The organism is Shewanella sp. 3_MG-2023, from assembly GCF_030548765.1.
In the GTDB taxonomy this organism is placed as follows: Bacteria; Pseudomonadota; Gammaproteobacteria; order Enterobacterales; family Shewanellaceae; genus Shewanella.
Window position 1 is genome coordinate 14,140 of the sequence record NZ_JAUOSH010000040.1, and the last position, 21,835, is coordinate 35,974.

Sequence of the window (21,835 nt, forward strand, 5' to 3'; positions counted from 1 at the left end):
ATTAAGCCCTTTCCTTAATAACCATAGGTAGGCCTGCAATTGATACTGTGACCTTATCGACACACTCAGCGATTGATTGGTGTAACCAACCTGATTGGTCGACAAATTCTCGACACAATGCCCCCATAGGGACAACACCTTGACCAACTTCATTACCAATAAGTACTATTTCTCCAGAAAGCGCTTTTATGGTATCGATGAGTTGACGCTTCATGACAGGGTATTGATTCGTAGATTGCTCAGCATCGTGTAGTAAAACATTAGATAACCATAGGGTTAAGCAATCAACCATTATGAGGTTGTCCGCTTGGCTGTGGCGCTGTAGGGTGCTAGCTAGTGCTAAATGGGATTCAACCGTTTGCCAATGGGGCGGACGGTTAGCCTGATGATGAGCGATGCGCTTTGCCATCGCACCATCCTTATTTTGCGCTGTAACAATAACAATGACTTCACCTTGCGTATTGCTTTGCCATTGGGAGGCATAGTTTTGCGCCATTTTACTTTTGCCAGAACGGGCTCCACCAATAATTAACTGCTTCATCTAGTACGACCTTTTTGGCGTTTAATAAGAAGAAAAATAAAGAAAGCACTCCCCATCATGGCGGTCATAACGCCAACAGGGAGCTCTTGGCTAGGTAAAATTACCCGCGAAAGAATATCGACAGAGACCATTAAAATGGCGCCCATCATGGCGGTAATAATGAGGCTAGCTGGGTGAGCTGCACCGACTAACATTCTTGAAATGTGAGGCACCATCAAGCCAACAAAGCCTATTCCTCCACAAGTTGCCACCAAAGATGAGGTAATTAATGCGGTTAGCATTAGCATGCCTAACCGTAATGGCAGTACTGCCACCCCTTGGGTGTGGGCGCTTTCATTGCCTGCCATTAATGCATGCAAAGGTCGCTGAAATTGGAAAACAATAATGCTACCAAGCACTACAATGATACTGGGGTACAATAAGGTGGACCAAGTAGCATTAGCAAAGCTGCCTAAAGACCAAAACAAAACAGCTTGTATGGCTTGTTGATCGCTAAAATAAAGAATGAGGTTGGCGATAGATGAGAGCAAAAATGAGATTGCAACCCCAGACAATACAAGGGTTTCAACTTGCCCATCACGGGACATGACCATGACGACTGCTACTGCAATTAATGAACCTAAAAAGGCGCAAACAGGCAATGGTAGAAACATTATTCCGCCAGTTAACGCCAAAATAGCGCCTAATGCTGCCCCTGAACTAATACCAAACAGGTATGGGTCGGCAAGTGGATTACGAGTGACACATTGTAATACCGAGCCTGATATGGCTAGTCCTGCGCCGCAGAGCATCGCCATAATTGCCCTTGGCATACGTAACTCAATAATAATACGGTCAGAAATAGCTAAAGAACCTGTTGCAGCCTCTGATATGTCAGCGGCCCGAAGAATCGCGCCTATAACATCATTAAACTCAATATTTGCGGTACCAATAACAATGGCAAATACTGGACTAATGAGCACTAACGGAGTAAGAATAAATAGCAATTTTTTTGCATTAAACAGCCGCATATAAAGCCTCAGAATAATGGTATGTGATCCGAGGGTTCTCATTAGTTGGATGACGATCAATATGGGCATTTACGCCATAGATATGGCGAATATTATCTTCAGACATCACTGCTGAAGGCGGGCCATTTTTGACTAAACGACCTTCTTTGAGAAATAGCATTTGATCGCAAAAGGCGCTGGCTAAATTAAGGTCATGAATTGTGGCGATAACAGTAATATTTAACGATTTAATTAATGTGAGTACTTCGAGTTGGTAACGGATATCAAGGTGATTGGTAGGCTCATCAAGCAATAAAATTTCTGGCTTTTGTAATAGGGCTCTGCCAATCAGTAAGCGTTGTTTTTCTCCACCAGATAAGTGCTCGAAAATATGCTCGCCTTTATCTGACAAGTTAACTTGCTCAAGCACTTCATCAATGATCCGTTGCTCTTTTTTATAGTCAATAGCTTGCCACCATTTATGCTGGCTAACTAAGCCCGTTGCCAGTAATTGGCGGCAGGTGACAGAAAACCCTGATGGAGGGTGTTGCAGCACGACAGCAACTTTTGCTGAAAATTGACGACGAGAGATGTCATTAATATTGACCCCGTCAAGATAGATTTCGCCAGTTGATGGCTTTAGGTATTTATAAATACAGCGCAGTAATGTGGATTTACCAACACCATTAGGGCCTAAAATACCAATAGTCTCTCCTTTATTTACCTTGAAGTTCAGTTGTTGCAATACATTTTTATCAGCGCAACTCCAACTTAAGTTATTAACTGATAGGTGTTCTATTGTGTGGTTATTTACTGTCATTAGTATTCCACTTAGGCATCAATAGCGCTAACGCCTAAGTCTTAGTTAGGACATAATTAGAAAGCTTGGTAACTCAAGCTCACAAAATATTCCATCCCTGGATTGTTGTAGTTGCTGACGGTCATATAGTCATCATCAAGTATGTTGTTGGTTTTCACACGTAGTTGCCATTTGTCGTTAAACCAATATCCCATGCTGACATCGACCCTATGGTAAGCATCAAGGTGTTGGCCGTAACCTGAATAGCGTTTGCCTTGATAGTGATAGCTTACGAGTAGGTCAAAGTGTTCCCATTGATAGCCCACACTATAATCAAACTCGTGCTCACTACGGCCAACAAGTTCTTCATCATTTTTAGTGTCTTTGGCATCTAAATAGGTGTACGAAATCCGGTGGTCTAATTGCCACAGCGTGGTATTTAACGATAGCTCTAAGCCTTTTATCTTGGCTTCATTGATGTTGGCAGGTTTCCATATGTAACCATCTTCATCAATTGGTGCCCAAGCAATGAGGTTATTAATATCGTTTTGGAATAAACTGATATAACCTTGAATAGCAGAGCCCCTATAATTAAGGGTTAATTCATAGCTTTCAGAGGTTTCGGAGGATAAATCTGGGTTTCCTGTTCCAGGCCAGTATAAGTCATTAAAAGTAGGTGCTTTAAAGCCTGTGCCTGTGCTTGCCGTTAAGCGCCATTGATCAGAAAAGTTATAGGCTGCACTTAAATTATAAGAAGTTTCATTGTCGATATTTTCAACGTCATCATATCGAACAGCCCCTTCAAATAGAACGTTATGCCATTGGTATTGAGCCAGCGCATAAATTCCCCAAACTTCTCGTTCATTGATAGCATAATCCCCATTTACGGACTCGTTATACCAATCCACTCCGCCGATAACCGTCAGTTCATTAGATGCTTTAAATTGGTTTGTCCAATTTATTTGATCGCGAGTTGTTTCGTATTTTTGTCTCGCGACATCCGGGTTATCACCGCGAAAATTGACATTTGAATCTTGAGATTGACCAATATTTAATTTACTCGTGAGTTGCTCGCCCTGATATTGGGTGCCAACATTCCACAAATAATTGTCAAAATCAGCTTGGTCAGTGCCGCCACTGGCGTAAATATCATCGTGTTCGCTATTACCAGTGTCATATTGTAGACTCCAGCTAATATCCCATTGGTCAGAGATATTTTGCAAACCCGCTACAGTTAATCCTATGCGGTCATAGCCATCATCATCAGCTTCTTCTGGAGCGCCATTATGGATATTATATCCATCTGAACGTTCACTGTTTACTGTGATAGTACTTTGACCATCACCATGTGCCACTCCCGCACCTACAGTGCCTCGTAGATAGTTATTACTACCTAACTCGGTACTGGCAAACCATTCACCACCATTAAGTTGGCGAGTAAATATTTGTATTACGCCGCCAATAGCATCACTGCCCCAAATAGAAGCTCTAGGGCCTTTTATGACTTCTATCCGCTCAATATTTTGTGGAGAAAGGGAGCCAAAATTGACAGCGTTTAGGGGGGCAGATCCAACCCTTAAACCATCAATAAGCACCAATGAATGCCCAGAGCTGGTGCCTCGTATACTCACTGAAGCCGTTTGTCCAGCCCCACCATTTCGAGTCACACTTAAACCTGGTAATGCTTCTAGAACATCAACTACTGATTTGGGATTAAGCACATCAATTTCTTCACGTTCAATGGTATTAATTACCGTAAGTTGTGAGTCTGGTGTGCTCTCAAAACGTGTTCCAGTGACCACGATTGTTTCATGCACTGGGACTGCAGGTGCTGCAGCATTTACACTGTAAGTTTGAAAAATAGCTAATGTGATAGCTGATAAACGCAGTTTAAAACTCATTATTGTTGCCTTGTTATGCTGAGTTTAAAATAGCGGGAGATGCGCTGCTTGTTAATAATTGAGTAACTAGTAGCGAATAGAAAAAATCCAATCTTTCTATGTCTCAAGAAACCCGCTTGAGTACATCGAACAATTAGGTCGGTCTCCTGGCTCACAGCATCTAGAAATACACCTTCCCGATATAAAGTCAGTGGTAAAAAGTATTTCGCTCTGTTTACAGTTGCAGGTACAGCTGTGGGGTCTCACCACATTCCCAAAAATAACACCCTAATTGTATTGATAGTGATAAAGCTTGTTCGCACAACTCATTGTTGTGAACTGTTACTTTACCCATCGATGATGTGGTGGAATATAATCAATTATTGGTAGTTGGAATGTGAAAATGGTCACAGGTTTATTTATATGGACTAAAGTGTGTGACTTTTAACAGTACTTTTGTGGTGAGACTTTATGGGGCGGTTTTTCTTGCTTTAAATATGAGCTATTTTTACTTGTAATAAGATTTAGGTTGAAAATTAATTTTATAATATGTTTAAATTACTGTTAAAAGTAACATATTAAAAATTAATAAGCATTGCTATTATTTGTTGTGAGAGTTGTTTTACGCATATCGTAATAGAGATGTTTAAAACAATATTCACAACATTTGAATGTAACCATAATTGTTTGGTTTATTCTTATTTTGATATCGTTTTTTCTGCAAGTTAAATGTTATTTGAAGTCATATTTTTATATTGTGGCTTTTTTGATATTTTTTAATATATACTTCCACCCAAAGTATATGGTAAAACTGAGTAATAACTTCATCACTCTTACTTGGTAACCCTGCATTATGAGGTTAGAGGCATCTAACCTCATTTTTTTTGAGGCTAAATTTTCATCACGGAACCTATGTGTAATTTTATAAATTATAGGTTGTTTACGCTTAAGTGTGATTGCTAGAATGCAAATGTTAGCAGTGAGACTTTTAAACTAGATAGGAAAGTTAGCTGCTGAGGAACGTGTTTTTATTTTTTTAATAAAGACTCTCTATGAATTAATCAGCAACTGGCTGAAATAAAATTATTAAGTTTTATCACTTTTAAACTAAAGGGTTTTCCATCACCTTAATATTTTTTACTTTAACATGTTAAGTGCACTAATCCTGTCTGGTTTTGATTTGTAATCACTAGTTTCAATAAGTATTAATATACTAATATGTCCAAATAACAAAGCAAATATAAGTTAATAACTCTATTACTTGCTGCGTTGCGCCAAGGGTGTCACCTGTATATCCATTTATTTGTTTTTTCATTAACTTGAGTAATAAAACAAAAGCTATCAACCAAGTTGCTAGTAATAATAAAGTTAAGCTGCTTGGCAGTAAAAGCAATCCAGGGAAACCACATGCAGTTAGTATCAATAATGTGTTGTAGTTGATAGTATTTGATTTTTGTGGTGTTTTGTTTTCCCCTATACGTGCATATTCAAGAAAGAATGGCACCATGCCAGAGATAGCTCTGCTAGCACCATGTGCAGTTATTAATGCGAGCATGACTTGCTGCATACTGAGTAGCTGCAGGCTACTCAGTTTTATTGCAAAGGTTGATATTAATGCAAGTACCCCATAGGTGCCAATCTGGCTATCTTTCATTATTGCTAACTTTCTGCTTTTATCCCAACCTCCACCAAAGCCATCAGCGAGATCGGCCAAGCCATCTTCATGAAAGGCACCGGTTGCAAGGATGAGTATTACCAAAGTCACAACGCACGCAAGGGAATGAGGAACTACTAAGCTAAGTGCAAAGTATACAGCTGCGCCAAAAAAACCTATAAAAAGACCAACCAATGAAAACCAACGACTAGCAGCCGCCACAGTCTTTTCATGAAACATCATGTGATTTGTAAAAGGAAAGCGTGTTAGAAAACTAATGGCTGCAAGAACTTCATTAAATATATTGTTTTTTTTTATGTCTAAGTTACTCATAACTTGTTTTTTTCTCTTTAATCTTGTGGGGTTAGTGATAGAGTATTTTAAGATTACTATTTATGGTTTGCATAATGTTACTGAGAACTTGTTAGGGCAAAAGTGGGGGAGAGTAACCACTTTTTCAATATCATTAAATTTTTTTGATTGAATGGATATTTAATATAGTGATTAACTCAAATTAGGTATGAGTAATAGATCACAAGTTTCTTTTTAAGGAAGAAAGACTGTGCTTTTTCACAGCTTTCAACTGCAATGTAATTGAGGTGAACTAATATTGAATACTGTCAACAACATAAAATTTCAATTGGAACTTTTTAACAGCGTCCATTGCTTCCGGCGTAGCAGGTTGAGCTAAGTTCTCCACAGCAGGCACGGCTGAACACATCATTTTATATATAATAGGAAGCCTTGCGTTCAAATCCCTATCTCTCCGCCATATTCAAGACGAAAGGCTCATCAGAAATGATGAGCCTTTTTTCGTTTAACTTACTAAAAATATTGAAGATTAATACTATCAATTCAAAACTACTTTATTGTCTAGTGTTTGAAGTGCCTGTTTTATAGTCACTTATCTTCCTTGAGAGGATTGACTCAGTCAATATCCCTGCTTTTCGCATCAGCAGAGCTCCTATTAACGTGTACCTCACACGTATCTGTTTAGCCACATATTTACGTGATAAAGGCTTTCCTTTTGATGTAAAAGTATCTTTGTTAACCCTAGGCTTTGCTGAAGCCATATTAGCAATATAGGCGCTATATCGATGTAGCAAGTACACTCAAAAAAATCATCAATGCCATAGATCATCAAATCTGTATTAATGACTTTATTCGTTATGTTGATGAAGTGATTAACAGTCTTCGCAGTGAGTTTGAGAAAAACAAGTCGGCCATCAGTACAAAGCCAGCAAGTTTTAGTATCCCCATCAGAGACACTAAGCTGCCACAACACAGTGAAACTTACTCAGTAGCCAAACCACTGCCAGTTATGAGCTTGAATAATGCATTGGCAGCATTTGTTACCTCAAAAGAGAAATCAGGTTTTAGTCCACTACTTATTAACCTGCATCTATTAACCAGCTTGCGCAAAGACCCCGTCACTTCGTTGAGTTGCTGCCCAAAATAGGAAATCGATCATCAAAAAGATACCTAAGCTATTTGCGTTAACGATATTACTTCGGCTGATGCCATGAAGTATCGTGATGAGCTACTCATGCAGGGTTAACGCTATAAAGAATACTTAGCTGGCGTATTTCAGTTTTAATTCGTATGGTCGATGACATAGTAATTGAGTGGAAAAAGAGGCATTAGCACGTTATATATATGAAGTAATTTCAGTTTCTGAAAAACAAAATCATGATAGTCAATTTGAAGTTCCACAGGGTAATAAAACTCAAGATAGACAATAAAAAATAAGAAGTTCTAGAGGTTAGATTTTAAAACTGAAATTAATTAATTTTATGATTAAGATCAGCTTTAATTGGTAATTTCGAAGCTTGTCGCGATTTACTCATATTGAAGTGAATTGAACTCAACTCTTAGCTACGACTTATGGTTGAAATAATTATCATCTTGAGTCGTTATTTTGCTTTAATAAAATATATATAGTGTGTCTATTTTTGAATGAGTCACTTACTTATTGATTATATGAGATAATATCTGTTTTTATCTGTGGCATTTTTTTTATCCGCTTAATTGTTCATTGGCTGAAACTGTGTAGTGCTACAGGCAAGGTTGATGTTTATCCTGTTTGTTGATATTTGTAGATTTGATAATTTACTAATCTGATTTAGACTTAAAACTGTCATTTTTATGGCGTATTTTTAATTTAGGCTGTTAAAGGGTTATTTGTATTTTATTAGACCAAGCTACAATTGATAAAGCATGCTGTTATGGCTAAATTCAATAAATTGCATTAGTTAGAGTCGAGTCTTGAGGGATCGAATCTGAACTTTACTCAAACAACATAGGTTAATGATTCGGTATGTATTGGGCGGCATAGTAGTTGCGGCTACGGACCAATACTCTATGAGTATTTAGTAGAATTTAAGCTTAACAGCGTCTGCTTTGAAGCATCAGGCTGTAATCTATGAACATTGGAGTTTGCTATGAATTATAAGTCCTTTTGTGATTTGAGTGATGATATTAAAAATAATATTCACAAAATCAATCAACAAGACTTTGATTTAATTGTAGGTATTCCAAGAAGTGGAATGGTACCTGCATATATGGTGGCGTTATTGCTCAATGCTAACTGTATCGATTTACCTGCTTTTATTCGCAATGATAAGTTAGGTAAAGGCATTACTCGTGATGCCAAAAAAGCCTTAAACTTCCCCCATGAAGCAAGCAACATTTTAATTGTCGATGACAGCATTCTAACTGGTGGTTCGATGATAGATGCGCTAGCCAAAATACCTAGCAGCTTCCAAGGCAAGGTGACCACAGCTGCGATTTACACCACTGCGCTTGTCAGTGACAAAGTTGATATCTTTTTTGAGCATGTGGACTTTCCACGGGTTTTTGAATGGAACTTATTTCATCATCCTATCGTGACTGAGGCTTGTGTCGATATTGATGGTGTCCTGTGCCAGGATCCAACTGAGGAACAAAATGATGATGGGGAGAAATATATTCAGTTTCTCGCTGATGCGACTCCTCGATTTATCCCAACCATGAAAGTTGATGTGCTGATAACTAATAGGTTAGAAAAATTTCGACCACATACTGAGCAATGGCTGGCAAAACATGGCGTTAATTATAACAAACTAGAAATGTTAGATTTGCCTTCAAAAGCCGCAAGACGGGCCCAAGTAGATTATTTTTCCCATAAGGCAGACTACTTTAAGCGTAGCCCAAATGTGTTATTTATCGAAAGTGATTATCAGCAAGCAATTGAAATTGCTAATCGGTCTAACAAGTTTGTTTATTGTGTTGATACAAACCAAATGATTGCGCCTAATGGTCTTAAGCGGTTTAAAAATAAAAAATACCTTGCTGAGACGATTAGAATGCAATTTTCAAAAATTAAGCCATTAAGAGCGATATACAAAAAAGTTAAAAATCTGGCTAGGGCTTAATCTATAAGCTCTAAACCTTTATCTGGCGTGAAAATGGGCAGATTATTACCAGCTGCAGATGTTAGATTTTTAGTGGTGAAATTAAGGTCTTGATTTGTCTAATTAGGATTTTTCATTCTGTAGGAATGCTTTTGAGTTGATCTTTATACTTGCTTTGCTTTTTTAATATTAGGCAATTAAAACCAAGCAGCTTTTAAAGAATACACTTAATTTAAAATAGATTCTTAAGTAGTAATAGTAACAATATACATCGCAATTTAATGCAATTCCCCAGCAAGGGCCTTCTCAAACGGCCGTTCAAATCATTAGTTAAAATCAAAATGTTAAATCAATAACTTAAGTAAAGGGCTTAAACACAGCTTTCTTGCTTGTTCATTGAGCTAGAGTGTTGAGTTTTGAGCAAAAATAATCCTATACTGACGTTAATGTAACAACTCTACTATTTATTAACATTATTGGCTCATGCAAGCCGTTAATTTAAAAAGTAATGCAATTGATTTCAATGCAAGGGAAGGGTATGGCAGATAAGCATAACGATATTTCATCCACTGAATTACCGGCAAATACACCGGAGCAAGCCGTTTTATCAACGCCTACAGATGACATTCATGTTGCTAATGGCGCAGCGGATAAGTCCAAAAATCAGAAAATAAGAAAAGCGACCAATATCATACTGATAGTGGTCGCTTTTTTGTTTGTATTCCATCTTATTGCTGATCGTTATATTCCTTCAACTGATTTAGGTCGAGTTCGCGGTTTTGTGGTCCCCATTACCCCGCAAGTCTCAGGGGAGGTAATTGAAATTTTAACCACGCCAAATACCTTGATCCGTAAAGGGCAGGTGCTTGCGAGAATTAACCCAAGAGATTATGAGATTGCATTATTTACCGCTGAGCAAAATGTGACGCAGGCTGGGCAAAATATGGGAGCTTTAACCGCTAATGTCACCGCTGCAAAAGCAAAGGTTGTTAATGCGGAGGCAAACTTTACTAATGCAAAAGTACAATCTAAGCGTATTTTTACCATGGTTGAGCAGCAGGTGATGTCAGAGGCTGATGCCGACAATGCTAGAGCGGAACTTGCTAGCGCAGAAGCGGGTGTCGCTAGTGCTAAAGCAGATTTAGCCAAAGCAGAAGAAAGGTTGGGCTCAGAAGGTGAAAACAATACCGCGGTAAAATCAGCGTTATTGGCCTTGGAGCAAGCTGAACTTAACCTAGCACGCAGCGAAATTAAAGCGCCCACAGATGGCGTGGCATCAAACTTTCGTTTAAAAGAAGGCTTTTATGCTAATGCTGGTCAACCGGTAATGACCTTTATTTCATCTGAAGATGTGTGGATTGAAGCGAACTTTAGAGAAAATAGCTTAGGCAATATGCAAGCGGGCGATAAAGTCGAGTTTGCACTGGATTATGCTCCGGGTGAGGTTTTTACTGGGAAAGTAGCCTATATCGATTATGGTGTTGATTGGGGACAAAGTGAACAAACGGGAAAGCTGGCTCAAACAACAGGCCAAACAGGTTGGTTAAGACAATCTCAGCGATTTCCTGTAACCATTCATTTTGATGACGAAGAGGCTAAAGGGTTGCGACGTGTCGGCGGTCAAGCGGATGTCATGGTGTATACCGAAGAAAGTTCACTGATGAACTTATTTGGTAAGTTTTGGATCCGAGTCGTTAGCTGGTTCTCCTATGTCAGATAGCGAGCTAGCCTTTAAAGCCATTAATGCTCAATTTGCTGAGGCGATATTTACCCGTCGAGTATTACGCTTCACTTTGGGGATAGGCATTGCAGTGGCCATAGCTGCGGTGTTTGATTGGCAATTAGCTTTTATACTACCGGTGTTTGTCGCTAAGTTTTTAGTTGATAGAGTGGTGCCGACAGTGCAAACCATTTACGAATTGCTTATTTCAATGGTGGTCACTATTGCCATTGCTTGGATGGTGAGTTTGGGGCCGGTTCAATATCCATTTGTACTGTTGCCATTACTCGCATTAATGATGCTATGGGCCTATTACCTGTTTTCTGATCCCAAGTGGAATTTTTTCGCCACTATATTAATTGTCTCGACATTAGTATTACCCTATTTAGGGATTTTACATCCAGGTGCGGCGATTTTTTTTGGTGTCGGCTTAAGCTTTTCAGGCGTGGTGGCGGTCATCATTTTTACTTTATTGCATATTTTGTTGCCTGATTTAGCACCAGAAAAAGAAACTCATTCTGAGTCAGAATTATCTAATGACGAGCGGCTTTACGAGTCAGTTAGGGCATTAATTATTTCATTTCCGGTGATCTCCTTTTTCTTTTTATTTGAGGTGACCGGCGCATTACTGACCATGATATTTATTGCAATTTTATCTTTGCAAACGGCCGGCACTAAGAGCGTTAAAGTGAGTTTGTTTTTATTACTCACTAATGGCATAGGTGGTGTGCTGGCGATTATTTTTTATAACATGTTAGTTGTCGTGCCTGAGTTAGCGTTTTATATCGGGCTCACTATGATAGCCGCGTTATTTTTTGCACAAAAAATTTATGATGATCCTGCTAAAGCGCCTATTTTTGCGGGGATATTTTCAGCCTTGCTAGTGGTTGTCGGCTCGACGGCTTCGTCAACAGATGCCGATGTCGCAACCAACTTCTATATTCGTATTGCGCAGCTATTTATTGTCGGTGTTTATATGGTTGTGGCTTCATTTTTTTTAGAAACCAGAAATTGGAAGTTCTTACAAACTAATCATGATTAGGCGGTTTTATTGTAGCCGCTAGGCTATATTTTATTGAACGCTAAGTGTTGATTTAATGGCGGAAATCAAATTTTTCGTTTATCAATACTAGGTTTACTGAAAAATCACCTATTGTTGTGATGGCTTTTCACTGCAATAAGTTCGATGTTCATAAAGGTGTCAATACATTAACTAAGGTTTAATTTTAAAACGCAACAGCATTTAATTAGGGATAGATAAGTTATGAGTGATAAACCAATATCAAGCTCGAAAGAGTTTACTCATGCGGCAGTGGATGCCGCGATTAAAATAGCCCTGATTTTTATCATGGTCATATGGTGTTTTAAGATTATTCAGCCTTTCATTATGCCCATTTTATGGGGCGGTATTATCGCCATTGCGCTGTATCCAGTGGTGTTATTTATCAGTAGCAAGCTGCGATTGTCGGTGAGTAAATCTAGCCTGTTAATTACCTTGCTGGCCTTAGCCATATTATTGGTACCTACCTACTTATTTTCAGGTGCGATAGTTTCAAGCACGCAGGACTTTGTCGCAGAAATACATGACGGCACTTTAGTTATCCCCGCGCCGAAAAGCTCTGTAGCTGAACTCCCGATTGTTGGTGAGAAACTATATGAATTCTGGTCAGACGTCTCTGCAGATCTCGAGCATGTGGTAAAAACCTATGCCGATGAAATAAAAAGCTTTTCGACTAAGGCTGCCAGTGCTTTTGGTAGTTTTGGTATGACAATTTTGCAATTTTTAATTTCAATCATTATCGCAGGGGTGTTTATGGGTAAAGCATCTGGCTCAAGCCAAATGTTCCATAAAGTCTCAGTCAGGCTAGCTGGCAAACATGGTGAAGAGTTTTCTGAATTGGCCGTTGCAACCGTCAGAAGTGTGGTTCAGGGGGTGATTGGGGTAGCCTTTATTCAATCAATATTAGCAGGTGTTGGGCTTGCTTTAGCCGGGGTGCCAGGAACCGGGATTTGGATGTTACTGGTGCTAATACTCGCGATTATTCAATTGCCACCGATTTTGGTTTTAGGTCCTATTATTGCGTATGTCTTTTCTGTTGAATCATCAACCACCGCGATTATTTTTATGATTTGGAGCATTTTAGTGAGTGCCAGTGATGCATTTTTAAAACCGATGTTGATGGGCCGTGGCGTTGATATACCTATGTTGGTGATTTTGTTAGGTGCTATCGGTGGGATGATCCTCTCGGGTATTGTTGGCTTGTTTGTTGGCGCGGTGATTTTAGCTTTAAGTTATAAATTATTTTCAGCATGGCTAGTGGTTGAAACGGCTGAAGTTGATGGTGATGAAGTGTTACCGAACTCAGAGAACTCACAAGGGTAGTTGTTGCAATGGTTAAACCTATGTCTGAAGAAGATAACTTCAGCTACCTACTGGGGTCGTTGGTGTTAGTGCTGTTAAGTTCAGCTTTTGTGGAACAGTTTTTTGAACAGGGCCAGCTCATTGTTGTTTCGACAACTGTGATGAGTTTGTCTATTTCAGTGATTGGATTAGGCGCGAATAAACACTGGTTTCGCTCAAGTTTCGGGGTGATGTTTACTATCTTAGTGGTAGCCAGTATCGGCTCAGTTTTTGAATTGTTGAACCTTGATATTATTGCGCTATTTACCATTTTAACTTTTTTTATTTTGGCCACCTGGCGCGCCGCTAAGCAGGTCTTGTTTAGCGGGGTTATTTCAACTAATCAAATTATCGGATCTATTTGTATATTTCTGTTACTAGGGCTTATTTGGGCATTTATTTATCTATTGCTGATTGAGATTTTTGGTGTGGCTTTCAATGGTATTGAAGCCCAAAATTGGACCGATAATTTAACGACTGTGATTTATTACAGTTACATCACTTTGACTACAGTCGGTTATGGTGAAATATCACCAGCAGTGCCAATGGCGCGTTTTTTCGCTTTTTCTGAAGCGATTACAGGTCAGTTTTATATGGCGATCATTGTTGCCAGTTTAGTTGGAGCCAAAATGTCCAACCACGAACCGAAATAACCTGGAGTGACTTATCATCAACTGTACGCAATATTTATAGCGATAACTGCAATAAAGCTGAGAGATTACGCAACTAACTATTACTCAAAAAGCACTCATTGCGACGTGATATTCAAGGTCAACCGTCTCGCACAACAGTATGGGGAACAATAAACATGAATCTATTATTAAGCCTCGTCATTGTTGGGTTATTGCTATTACTAGGTTGGTGTTTTTGGCGTCTAAAGGCGCAAGTTAATCATGATATTGCCCGCTATTTTGAAGGCGATAAAAATAGGATTTACTTTAGCCTCATCATTGTTTCTTTCTTACTGCTCATCTCATCTATCGCTGCAATTAGTTTGAATGTTGCTTATAAGCATGACTTGCAAAAAAGTGGCTTAGCCTTGGAGTCGGTGTCTAAAACCACTGATGCAGCCTTGGCATCTTGGTTTTTGGGCTGGCAAAACCGAGTGAGTGCAGTGGCTACAAATCCTTTATTACTTAAGCGCACTACAATGTTAGCTAAGTTAGACTCGAAAAAAGCGCCACTTGTCGGAAATCAACATGTGCTTTGGTCTCGCGAAGCTTACGGGCGTTATAGTCAGGCCTTTGGCACCTTAGGATTTTTTGTTATCTCAGTTGATGGAGTCAATATATCTTCAAGTCGTGACAGCAATTTAGGTCAAATCAATATCGTTAAACAACAGTATCCGATGCTATTTAATCAAGTCTTGGCCGGTAATATTGTCATTACTCCACCTATGCCATCAGAAGTGGCGTTATCAAACCCATTTGGGTTGAAGCAAGCTGAAACACTCACCATGTTTGCCTTAAGCCCCATTACTCAAGATGATGGCAGTATCAGTGGCATTTTGTCACTTCGTATTGACCCTTACATTGAATTTGCCAAGCTGACTCAAAGTGGCGCGGTGGGTGACACTGGTGAATCATACTTTGTCGATGCCCAAGGAAGAATGCTGTCTCACAGTCGCTATGAAAATGACTTGGTGTCACTGGGTTTATTAAAAGCAGGTCAGGTATCAGTACTTAATTTGACTGTGACTAATCCGCAGAGATTATTATCAGAAAAGCAACCTGCTAACGGCCGTCGGGGCAAGGGAGCGTTAACCCTAGCAGCAAAAGAAATTAGCCTTAAACACGATGGTTATAGTTATCAGCCTTATCGTAATTACTTGGGGCAATATGTTATCGGTGTCTGGAAATGGGATGAGCGCTACGGTTTTGGTATTGTGACGGAAATGACCCTTGAAGAAGCCAGCCGAAACTATTTATTTTTTCGAAATATTGTCGTGATGCTGATTGGTATTATTGCCATTTCTTGCTTGCTTCTGACATTTGGTGGTTGGTGGCTAAGTCGTCATGTACATCGGCGCTTTAAAGCTGACAATGAAAGGTTAGAAAAAACTATTTCAATACGAACCCAAGATTTACAAGAGCGTGAAGAGCGTTTATGGGATTTATATGAAAACTCTGCTGTAGCTTATGCCACATTAGATCTTCAAGGCCGCTTCACTAAACACAACAAACAATTTGCACAGATTACTGGTTATGACCGCAAAGACTTCTCGTCGTTAACTTGGCATGACGTACTCGCCACTAAGCACGCTAAAGGCGAACAAATCTTTAGCCAAGCGTTGCAAGGCATTGATACGTCTGATGCACGTGTAGAGCTTGTTAATCATTCAGGTCATACCTTAATTGTTTCATTATCGACCCGTGTTGAAACCGATGTTGCGGGTGAATTTAGTGAAATCCGTTTATCTCTATTAGATATTAATGAGCAAGAAACTGTCCGTGCTGAGATGCTACAAAATCAACATCAATATCAAACATTGGTTGAGAATATTCAAGGCGCAGTATTTAGATATAAAGTCACTGATTTTGACATAAACCATTACCATTTACAGTACATTAGCCCCAACATAGAACCAATAACTGGCTATAAAATGGCAGACTTTATCGGTGAACATCCAGTTAGAAGACTTGCTGATATTGCTTTTGAAAATGATATAGAGCATTTAAAAGTCATGGTTGAACAAACCATCAAAGCGCAAGATAAAATTGTCGCGGAGTTTAGAATTATTAATCGCTCAGGTGAGCTACGCTATTTACAAATGAATGCTCAGTTTGACGGTAATGGCAATAACATGTCAGGTTTTTTTGATGGCATTGTGTTTGATATTACCGAACAAAAAATTGCTGCCAATCGGTTACTCGCATCAGAAGAAAAGTTAGAAGTGGCCTCAGAAAGTGCGCAAATGGGAATGTGGGACTTTTATCCTAATGAGCAACAAGTCGTGGTTAACCGCATGTATTCAAAGATGCTAGGTTATGAACCAACTGATTTATGTCAAGAGGATGACAAGTGGTCGCCATTAATCAATGGCGCGCAAACCTTTATTGATTTAGTCCACCCCGATGAGCAAAACTTGATCTCCAATCCGCAACAAGCATTGGCTGCAAGTGACAATAAAATTCTTCGCCATGAACTGAGAATGCGCAGAAAAGACGGCAGTTACGATTGGATTTTAAGCGTTGGACAACCTTACTCTTTTGATAAGCATGGGGTTCCCGATCGGATCAGTGGGGTTCATATCAACATTAATGAAGCGCGAGCATTACAAACTAAACTTGCCGCCGCTATTTCAGCCGCTGATAGTGCAAATCAAGCAAAAAGTGATTTCTTAGCCAATATGAGTCATGAAATTCGTACACCGATGAATGCCATAATTGGCATGTCCCATTTAGCATTAGACACCCAGCTGACCCCTCAGCAACGCAATTATATTGAAAAAACCCATCGCTCGGCACAATCCTTATTAGGGATTATTAATGACATTCTAGACTTTTCTAAAATTGAAGCGGGTAAGCTAGCTTTAGAACATATCGAATTAGATATCGAAGCAGTGTTAAACAATGTTAATAACCTCATTGGGATCAAGGTCGCAGATAAAGGTTTAGAGCTGCTATTTGATATTGATAATACTATCCCTAAAAACCTATTAGGAGACCCACTTCGCCTAGGGCAAGTGCTCATTAACCTCGCCAATAACGCGGTAAAGTTTACTGAACGTGGCAATATTATTATTGCAGTCAAACTCGAAAGGTTAACCAGCCAACAGGCTTTCATTCGCTTTTCAGTAACAGATTCCGGTATCGGAATGAGTCAAGAACAACAATCAAGATTGTTTAAAGCCTTTTCCCAAGCTGATGCTTCAACTACCCGAAAATACGGCGGCACAGGCTTAGGTTTAGCCATTTGTAAGAATTTAGCCGAATTAATGCAGGGCAGCATAACGGTAACAAGTGAGCTTGAGCAGGGAAGTACGTTTAGTTTGTATTGTCCTTTTGAGTTAAGTCGTTCAACGTCAGTGACTCTCGATACCTTGGAAAAACGTCGCTTTGATGGGCAATCAGTGTTGCTGGCTGATGATAATGATATCGCTCGCTCGATACTGACTAACCTATTGGGCTCAATAGGTTTACAAGTAGTAGCCGTTGCCAGTGGCCGTGAGGCTATACAATATATTGCGGCAGGTAATAAGCCAGATTTTGCTTTAATCGATTGGCAAATGCCAGGGGTTGACGGTGTTGATGTAGCTAAGTTTATTGGCGAGCTTGCGCCCGAGCTTAAACCTAAACTCATCATGATTACCGCTTTTGGTAGAGAAGAGCTACTCATGAGTGTAATGTCTGTTCACATCGACCATATTTTAACTAAACCTATTACGTTAACAACATTAACCCAAAGCCTATCTTCATTAGTGTCTGGGAAATCTTTAGCAGATCCTCGAACTAAGGTTCAAAGCCCATTCGATAAGGCGATCACCTCTTTGGTAGGAGCAAAGGTGCTTGTTGTTGAAGATAATGATCTCAACCAAGAGTTAATTGAAGAGTTATTAATTAATAAGCAAATTGATACTGTTTTGGCTGAGAATGGTCAACAAGCCATTGAGTGTTTAGCGCAGCAAGATTTTGATGGGGTGTTAATGGACTGCCAGATGCCGGTGATGGATGGCTACACTGCGACCTCGTTACTCAGGCTGCAGCCACAATTTCAACACTTGCCCATTATTGCCATGACAGCGAATGCCATGGCTGGTGACCGTGAAAAAGCGTTAGCCGCTGGGATGAATGATCATATCTCTAAACCTATTGACGTTGAGTCGATGTTTATCACTATGGCCAAATGGATAAGCCCAACGGTTGCCACTAACACGACTAAGCCAGCGAAATCGGCAATAGAAACGACAGATGCCGATGTCGTTAAGTTTGCCCTAAACCTCAATTCAATTGCCTGTGATCATATTGACGTAGCCCTAGGCTTGAGCCGAATTCAAGGTGATATAAGCTTGTATCACAAATTATTAGTAAGATTTATCCGAGGGCAAAAAGCTTTTCCGCAGTATGTTGAACAAGCTGTTATAGATAATGATACCGAACTGACTCAGCGGTTGGTACATACCTTAAAAGGGGTTGCTGGCAGCATTGGCGCACAAATGCTTGCCACATTGGCAGCAAAGTTTGAACAAACGCTTGATAGTCTATCTGAAGCACACTATGAGCGGGTTTTTACAAAACTATCAATAGAGTTACAAGGAGTATGTCATGACATTGAACGGCTATTGCCTAAGCGACTACAAGTATCAGAGCCATTGCAATTATCAAAGCTACAACCAATAGGTGCTGATTTCGCCCAAACTGCATTAGAAAATCAAACTTTGAATAAGTCATTAGCAATTGAAACCTTAGAAGTCCTCATTTCAATGCTATCGAATTTTGATATGGAAGCCACAGAGTATTTTATTAGCCACGGACAATGCTTAAACTTAAAACCATTAATACATGAGTATCAACAGCTTGATTATCAATTGTCGGAATACGAGTTGGATCGTGGTCTCGAAATTGCCAACCAAATGCTTGAGAAAGTAACAGCCATGTAATTGAGGCTTATTCACTAAAAATTTTTGCGTTTAATAGGAGTTCAAATGGAAAGGCAAACCATTTTAGTGGTCGATGATACCGCTGAAAATATCGATGTGTTAGCCAGTGTATTAAAATCTGACTATCAGATTAAAATTGCCAAGAACGGCAAACTCGCGTTAAAAATTGCTAAGGCAATGACATTAGACCTCATTTTGCTCGACATTATGATGCCCGGTATTGACGGTTTTGAAGTTTGCAGGCAATTGAAACAAGATAAACGCACCCAGCACATTCCGATTATATTTGTTACCGCAAAAATATCTGCGGCAGATGAATTAAAAGGGCTCGAGTTAGGGGCAGCAGATTACATCACTAAACCCTTTAATCCACCGATAGTATTAAGGCGAGTGCAAACCCAGTTAGCCTTAACCAGTCAAAGCCGCTTGTTGGCCTTACAGGTAAGGCAAAAAACAGCTGAAATTGCCCAAAATCAATTGAACGTGATCCGCCGCCTTGGGCGCGCTGCTGAATATAAAGATAACGAAACCGGCATGCATGTTATCCGTATGAGTTATTACACCCATATATTGGCCCTTGCAGCAGGGTTAAGCGAAGACGATGCCGAGCTATTAATGCACGCCGCCCCCATGCATGATGTGGGTAAAATCGGCATATCGGATGCCATCTTAAAAAAAACCGACAAATTAGATTTTGACGAATTTGAACAAATGAAAAAGCACTGTGAAATCGGCGCTGAAATTTTAGGCGAGCAAGACTCTGAATTAATGGATGTTGCGCAAACTATAGCCTTAACCCATCACGAAAAGTGGGACGGCAGTGGCTACCCCAATGGTTTAAGCGGAGAGGATATACCGCTTTATGGCCGTATTGTGGCAGTGGCAGATGTGTTTGATGCACTCACCAGTAAGCGTCCTTATAAGGAAGCCTGGCCCGTTGAAAAGGCGCTTGAATTACTTAAAAAAGAAGCTGGAACACACTTTGATCCGCAGCTTGTGCCACTTTTTGTTGAAAAATTAGATCAAATTCTTGAAATAAAGGCTAAATTTAATGAAAGCGATACATAGTAGCAGTTTAAAAGCATGTAATAAAAGTTGAGGTGTTGGGAGTGTTTGTCAAAATTTTGCTATGAATTAGGTGCTGTTATCGTCAGTTATTGTTGGATTCACAAGCAGTTATTGGCTAAATAAGCCATTTGTGATTTTAAACGATGAATAGCGAGTATGATCCGAATATAAGCGGCTCATATTCTTGATGTGCCGTTAAATGCCGTCATTAAATACACTCGATAATTGCTATGGCTAAATACATATCGCAATACTTGTTCAACAGAGGAAATATCAATGTCTAATACGCTTTTCAGTAAAAAAATGCTGCTGGCTGCGGTTATGCTTCCAGCACTGTTAACCGGCTGTGCTACAGGTGATACACCTGAGGCTAAAAAAGCCAATGCCCGCAAAGAAACCCAAGCCGCATTGCAAGAAATTTATGCTGAGCACAATGAAGCTAAAGCTGCGGTAGCGAGCTCTGTGGGATATGTCGTGTGCACTGGCAGCAATAGTTACTTATTTGCATTATCAACCGGTGGCGGTGTTTGCGTACTCACCTCTAAAGGCCAAAACTCCTATTACCGTTTTGCAACCGGAGGCGTCGGTGCTGGCATTGGCTGGAAGCAAATGGCATTCGTGCAAGCATTTATGAATAATAATGCTATGACACGTTTTAAAGAGTCAGGCTATGAAGGCCAAGCTCAAGCAGAAGCGAGCGCTAAATATGAAGACAGTGGCGATCAAGCTTCAGCTAACCAATCAGTTGATGTAACAGGTGTAAAAACCTATCAAGTTAACTTAATGGGCGCCGCAGCTCAGGCAACCGTACAAGGTTATAAGTATTGGGAAACCGATTTTTCTGATGATTTCATGGAAAATAGTGAAGACTAATTTTTTCTAATGACTTGAAGCACAAAAAATTAAAAGCCGTAGTAGGCAACTGCTACGGTTTTTTGTTGGTTGTTATATTTGTATATCGCAACAGTCTAATAATTAACCGCCAACAGGGGCTAGTTGTTAGTGGTTGCATAAGGAGTGAACAATTATGCCATTATTGTGGTTAATATTGCTTTGCGATACTCGTTCAATAGGCTAAATTACAACGGTAAGGATATGATAAAAATTCAGGAAGAATACGCTTAAGGTGGGTTGAAGTTGATTTCAGTATATTTAGTTGATGATCATGAGCTAGTGAGAACCGGTATTCGACGTTTATTGGAAGATGAGCGTGGTATAAAAGTGGTTGGCGAAGCGCCGGATGGCGAAACCGCCGTGCAGTGGTCACGTCAAAATGAAGCTGATGTTATTTTGATGGATATGAACATGCCCGGTATGGGCGGTTTAGAAGCGACCCGTAAAATTTTACGTTATCAACCTGAAGCTAAAATCATCGTATTAACCGTACAAACTGAAGACCCTTTTCCTACCAAAGTCATGCAAGCTGGCGCCTCTGGTTATTTAACCAAAGGGGCAACACAGCCTGAGGTATTAAGAGCCATTCAGCAGGTATCTCGGGGGCAACGTTATTTATCTCCAGAGATTGCCCAGCAAATGGCCTTGAGTCAGTTTAGTCAAACAGACGAAAACCCTTTTAGCAGCCTGTCAGAACGTGAGCTTCAAATTATGTTGATGATCACCAATGGTGAAAAAGTCAACGACATTTCTGAAAAGCTCAATTTAAGCCCGAAAACCGTTAACAGTTATCGCTATCGTTTATTTGCCAAGTTAATTGCCACCCTTGGAAATAATTTGAGACATAAAAATTGACAAATATCAATGAAGCCTATACTTAACAGTGAGTTAGATTAAT

At 39.7% G+C, this 21,835-nt stretch carries 15 protein-coding genes and 1 riboswitch; of the genes, 10 read left to right on the forward strand and 5 right to left on the reverse strand.

Translation table 11 applies throughout. From position 1 onward, the window contains the following. Position 1 precedes the first annotated feature (1 nt). The 5 genes from cobU to cobS form a co-directional block, all read right to left on the reverse strand. A complete protein-coding gene (cobU, locus tag Q4591_RS17860; RefSeq protein WP_102475829.1) occupies positions 2-541 on the reverse strand; it encodes a bifunctional adenosylcobinamide kinase/adenosylcobinamide-phosphate guanylyltransferase in 540 nt (179 codons plus the stop codon). Beyond that, positions 538-1,551 (reverse strand): iron ABC transporter permease, encoded by a 1,014-nt coding sequence (locus Q4591_RS17865; RefSeq protein WP_102530697.1) that lies wholly within the window; start codon positions 1,549-1,551, stop codon positions 538-540. The genes cobU and Q4591_RS17865 overlap by 4 nt, the downstream gene beginning before the upstream one ends. Next, complete coding sequence (locus Q4591_RS17870) at positions 1,538-2,350, reverse strand: ABC transporter ATP-binding protein (protein WP_102475831.1); 813 nt, start codon at positions 2,348-2,350, stop codon at positions 1,538-1,540. Before Q4591_RS17870 ends, Q4591_RS17865 begins: the two co-directional genes overlap by 14 nt. A 56-nt stretch (positions 2,351-2,406) precedes the next feature. Further along, entirely contained in the window at positions 2,407-4,230 is a 1,824-nt protein-coding gene (locus Q4591_RS17875) for a TonB-dependent receptor (protein WP_303462228.1), read from the reverse strand. Between the two features lie 118 nt (positions 4,231-4,348). Next, positions 4,349-4,515, reverse strand: a riboswitch (cobalamin riboswitch). A gap of 907 nt (positions 4,516-5,422) precedes the next feature. Further along, on the reverse strand, positions 5,423-6,196 hold the full coding sequence (gene cobS, locus Q4591_RS17880; RefSeq protein ID WP_102475834.1) for an adenosylcobinamide-GDP ribazoletransferase: 774 nt from the start codon (positions 6,194-6,196) through the stop codon (positions 5,423-5,425). Positions 6,197-7,043: 847 nt separating this feature from the next. Here cobS and Q4591_RS17885 point away from each other — a divergent pair. The 10 genes from Q4591_RS17885 to uvrY all read left to right on the forward strand — a co-directional run bounded on the left by Q4591_RS17885 (position 7,044) and on the right by uvrY (position 21,792). After that, complete coding sequence (locus Q4591_RS17885; RefSeq protein ID WP_102531542.1) at positions 7,044-7,322, forward strand: hypothetical protein; 279 nt, start codon at positions 7,044-7,046, stop codon at positions 7,320-7,322. 982 nt (positions 7,323-8,304) lie between these two features. Beyond that, positions 8,305-9,276 carry a phosphoribosyltransferase family protein gene (locus Q4591_RS17890; RefSeq protein WP_303446762.1) on the forward strand — a complete coding sequence of 324 codons (972 nt, stop codon included), beginning with the start codon at positions 8,305-8,307 and terminating at the stop codon, positions 9,274-9,276. Positions 9,277-9,793: 517 nt separating this feature from the next. Next, positions 9,794-10,975, forward strand: a complete 1,182-nt coding sequence (locus Q4591_RS17895; RefSeq protein WP_102440285.1) for an HlyD family secretion protein — start codon at positions 9,794-9,796, stop codon at positions 10,973-10,975. Then, positions 10,965-12,017 (forward strand): DUF2955 domain-containing protein, encoded by a 1,053-nt coding sequence (locus Q4591_RS17900; RefSeq protein ID WP_303462232.1) that lies wholly within the window; start codon positions 10,965-10,967, stop codon positions 12,015-12,017. The genes Q4591_RS17895 and Q4591_RS17900 overlap by 11 nt, the downstream gene beginning before the upstream one ends. Before the next feature lie 222 nt (positions 12,018-12,239). Beyond that, positions 12,240-13,358, forward strand: coding sequence for an AI-2E family transporter (locus Q4591_RS17905; protein WP_303462234.1), 1,119 nt, complete (start codon positions 12,240-12,242; stop codon positions 13,356-13,358). Between the two features lie 20 nt (positions 13,359-13,378). Further along, positions 13,379-14,029: an ion channel gene (locus tag Q4591_RS17910; RefSeq protein ID WP_157936096.1), complete on the forward strand. Its 651-nt coding sequence runs from the start codon at positions 13,379-13,381 to the stop codon at positions 14,027-14,029. Between the two features lie 155 nt (positions 14,030-14,184). Further along, positions 14,185-18,975 carry a response regulator gene (locus Q4591_RS17915; RefSeq protein WP_303462238.1) on the forward strand — a complete coding sequence of 1,597 codons (4,791 nt, stop codon included), beginning with the start codon at positions 14,185-14,187 and terminating at the stop codon, positions 18,973-18,975. Between the two features lie 45 nt (positions 18,976-19,020). Beyond that, complete coding sequence (locus tag Q4591_RS17920) at positions 19,021-20,043, forward strand: two-component system response regulator (protein ID WP_303462239.1); 1,023 nt, start codon at positions 19,021-19,023, stop codon at positions 20,041-20,043. Positions 20,044-20,319: 276 nt separating this feature from the next. Next, entirely contained in the window at positions 20,320-20,916 is a 597-nt protein-coding gene (locus Q4591_RS17925; RefSeq protein ID WP_102440279.1) for a hypothetical protein, read from the forward strand. Between the two features lie 264 nt (positions 20,917-21,180). Beyond that, positions 21,181-21,792: a UvrY/SirA/GacA family response regulator transcription factor gene (uvrY, locus tag Q4591_RS17930; RefSeq protein ID WP_303462241.1), complete on the forward strand. Its 612-nt coding sequence runs from the start codon at positions 21,181-21,183 to the stop codon at positions 21,790-21,792. Positions 21,793-21,835 lie beyond the last annotated feature (43 nt).